General features: G+C 43.5%; 1 protein-coding gene. It reads right to left on the reverse strand.

All coding sequences use genetic code 11. The features are described 5' to 3' along the window. Positions 1 to 314: 314 nt before the first annotated feature. The gene (locus tag ACUVJL_RS14805; protein WP_445246535.1) at positions 315 to 3,389 is read right to left on the reverse strand and encodes an NACHT domain-containing protein; all 3,075 of its coding nucleotides are present in this window, start codon (positions 3,387 to 3,389) and stop codon (positions 315 to 317) included. Between the last annotated feature and the right edge of the window lie 45 nt (positions 3,390 to 3,434).

The raw sequence follows: 3,434 nt of genomic DNA on the forward strand, positions 1-3,434 counted from the left end.
GTCATTCTTAAACAGCGATTCGCAACCTTCTTTAATTTTGACAATTAATTCGTATTGAATGGTGCTTTCTGCCATCGGCTGACCGTCGCTGGAAGGATAAATGATTTCTGCGGTTGTGACTTGCATAGTGGTTGTCTCCGACAAGTATCTAAGCTTAATTATACTATTTATGAGGGTGATTTTAATAATGTAAAATTCCGTAGGGGCGGGTTTTACCAACTATCTATGTTTAAAACCAATAATCTCATAAACCCGCCCCCACCCAACGACTCCTAAAATTATAAAAAATGGCGATCGGCGATCGAATATATCGCTCATTTGCCTTCTAATTCTGCCAACTTTCTCTGGGCAAATCTGCGGAGTATTTCGTCAGAATCGTTCTGAGCGCGATCGCGCACAAGTTCTAAAGTTTGAGGGCGATCGGGATATAACTCAATCATAGCTGCAAGAGCTGTTTCCCGGGGGTTCTGTTGCCAAGGGGACTCGCGATCGAAGGGGTCATTGATAGCAACATCGCACAATAACTCAAATAATTCTGGGTCATCTTTCCACCCCCGTGCTAATTCTTGTACTGCTGAAGATCGCACATACCCATCATCGTCTGATTGAGCCATTTGTTTGAGAATGGGTAAGGTTTCTGGGTCATCTTTCCACCCCCCTGCTAATTCTTGGACTGCTGCTTCTCGCACAGCCGAATTCTCGTCTGATTGAGCGCGTTGTTTGAGAATGGGTAAGGTTTCCGGGTCATCTTTCCACCCCCGTGCTATTTCTTGTACTGCTGCACGTCGCACAGCCGAATCATCGTCTGATTGAGCCAGTTGTTTGAGAATGGGTAAGGTTTCTGGGTCATCTTTCCACCCCCGCGCTATTTCTTGTACTGCTGCTTGTCGCACAGGCGAAGCCGAATCATCGTCTGATTGAGCCAGTTGTTTGAGCCAAGGTAAGGTTTCCGGGTCATCTTTCCACCCCCGTGCTATTTCTTGGACTGCTGCTTGTCGCACAGCCCAATTAGCGTCTGGAACGCGTGGTATGGACCAAGATAAGGTTTCCGTGTCATCTTCCCAATTTGCTGCTAAGGTTTCCGTGTCATCTTCCCAATTTGCTGCTACTGCTGCTACTGCTTGTATGTGAATTTCATCAACTACGTATTGAGTTAACTTTTTAACTCGATCGCGCACCCTACCAGCAACACCAGCAATCTCATTTCTATTCTTAACTTCAGAAAGACACTCCGCAGCCAAAAACACATTGCTAAACTTTTCCGCTTCCCCATCTTCACCAATCAAATATTCCAGGATGTCACTTGTAAATCTAGCATCTAGCATTCCCGCCATTAAACGCAACACTTCATGCCAAGACTCATCTCGCCAGTGTTCCCGATAAATTTGAATCAAACCATCTAATTCAAGCGTTTTTTGTTTCTCAAATTGCCGCACCAACTCCCAAGCACAAAAATATTCCAAAAACGTGCGATGGACAAAAGCATAATAATCCTCATTGTATCCACCCAAGAAGCACAAAATAAAATTGCGCTCCCGCAGTTGCTCTACCATCAACTTCGCACAAGCAGTTGCCTCAGTTCCCATCAACCCGCTCAAAGATTCCGCTATAGTTTGCCGCAAATCATCGCGACTAATAATATTTCCGGCTAATCCTTTCTCACTCGACTGCATTTTGTAGGCAATTCGCCCGCAGATACTTTGTTTAACTTCTTCATCAATTGAACGAGGATCGATTTTGTCATTACTCAGCTCTTCTTTCACCTCAAAATCCCATTTATGCAGCAGCACTTTTGAGGCTTCTTCATAGAGTTTAGCTCGAAATCGCGGTAACTCTTGATTGCGATTCAGAATTGCCATCATCGTCAGCAACAGAGGATTTCCAGCTAACTCTTTAATCGCCCTCGATTCCCCAATGGCTTTATCCAATCGTTCTAAACTTGCAGCTTTTTTCAAGCGGTCTGTAAAGGTCAACTCGTGCCACTTCTGGATAAACTCTTGAATTTGTTCCGGTTCAAAATCTTGCAGCATGAAGTGATGAAATTGGGCATTTTTCAGCCGTTGCTGCTGGTAGCCAATCACACGAGAAGTGACAATCACTTTCACCGTTGGATATTTCTGAGTGAAATTATGGATTTGGTCAACAATACGGTTGCGTTTTTGCACCTCAAAGACTTCATCTAGCCCGTCAAACATGACGACAGCGCGGCCAGCTTGCAGCCATTCGTGCAGTCTAGATTTGTTTAAATGCCCAATCCAACTAGAACCGCGCTCCATAAATTCTAGAAAATTACTGCACTCTTTTTCATCTCTGCTGCGGTTGTACTTTCGCAATTCAATCAGTAAGTGAATCGGTTGAGATGACAACTGATTGGGAGACAGTTTTGCCCACTGAAGCGCCAGGTATTTTAAGAGCGTTGATTTGCCTGAACCCGGATCGCCGAGAATGACTAGATAAGGGTAATTGACATCATCAATTACTTTCAAAACCGAGTCAGCTTGCTGTTGAGTGTAAGCTTGCTGGTAGCGTTCCAAATCTTCTGGACGGACTTCGGCGGCTATGTCTCCCCGTTCCCGCAATCGCTTTTGAATCTCCTTGGGTAATTCATAATCTTTCGGCAAATATTCCTGACACGATCGCGCATTTTGGGGAATAAATATTTCTTTAACAGTCAGTTGTCGTTCGTATTCTCCCGACCTAGTATCTAAATTACCTAAATCCAAATATTCATATTGTTCTCGCAGTCCTTCTTGATAACTTTCTAATTTAAAATCAGCCGGAATTGGGCCACTATCTGTCAAACGTCCCAAGATGCCGTCCAAATTTTGAGCATTCAGAATTTCTCGTAATTCCGCATTTTGCTGTATAATTAATTTAACACTTGCTAGATAGTTTTCTGCCACTCGTTCCCAACTAAACGCATCGGGAAGCGAGGCAGTTTGTTGCCCCTTAAGAAGATGAGAAGGTACGATCCGAGTAAACGTGGGCAAATGCTGTCGTACCGGATGTTGTAAGGTCAAAGTTTGCCAATACTGAGCTAAGATAGCAGTATTTAAAACCCGACAATTCCCTTGAAACGCACTTCCCAAAACTTGCTGCACTGGAGGTTGTTTAATAAATTGTTTTAAAGGTTCCAGATATTGCTGAATCTGTTTTTTATCTAACTGCGATCGCTCTAATTCCTGCTCGAACAATATAATAAAGGATTTCAGGGCATCGCGAACAGCATTTTGAGCGAAGGGCTTTTTAGTAAGTCCTTCAACATCTTTAATGCAGTCTTTAAAAAAATCTTGAACGTAGTCGTCTAAAGCTGCTTTAGCCAAGTCTTGCAAAATAGGGCCGACCAATAACCAACCCAAACCCAAACCCGCGCTGACTGGATCTACCATTGCTTTTTGCTCGATTTGTATGCTTTAATTGGAAATATTATAGCG

The organism is Microcoleus sp. OTE_8_concoct_300, assembly GCF_031383065.1.
GTDB lineage: Bacteria > Cyanobacteriota > Cyanobacteriia > Cyanobacteriales > Microcoleaceae > Microcoleus.

Coding starts and splice junctions, on each gene's coding strand:
- ACUVJL_RS14805 (WP_445246535.1), bottom strand. CDS start 3,389: ATGGTAGATCCAGTCAGCGCGGGTTTGGGTTTGGGTTGGTTATTGGTC.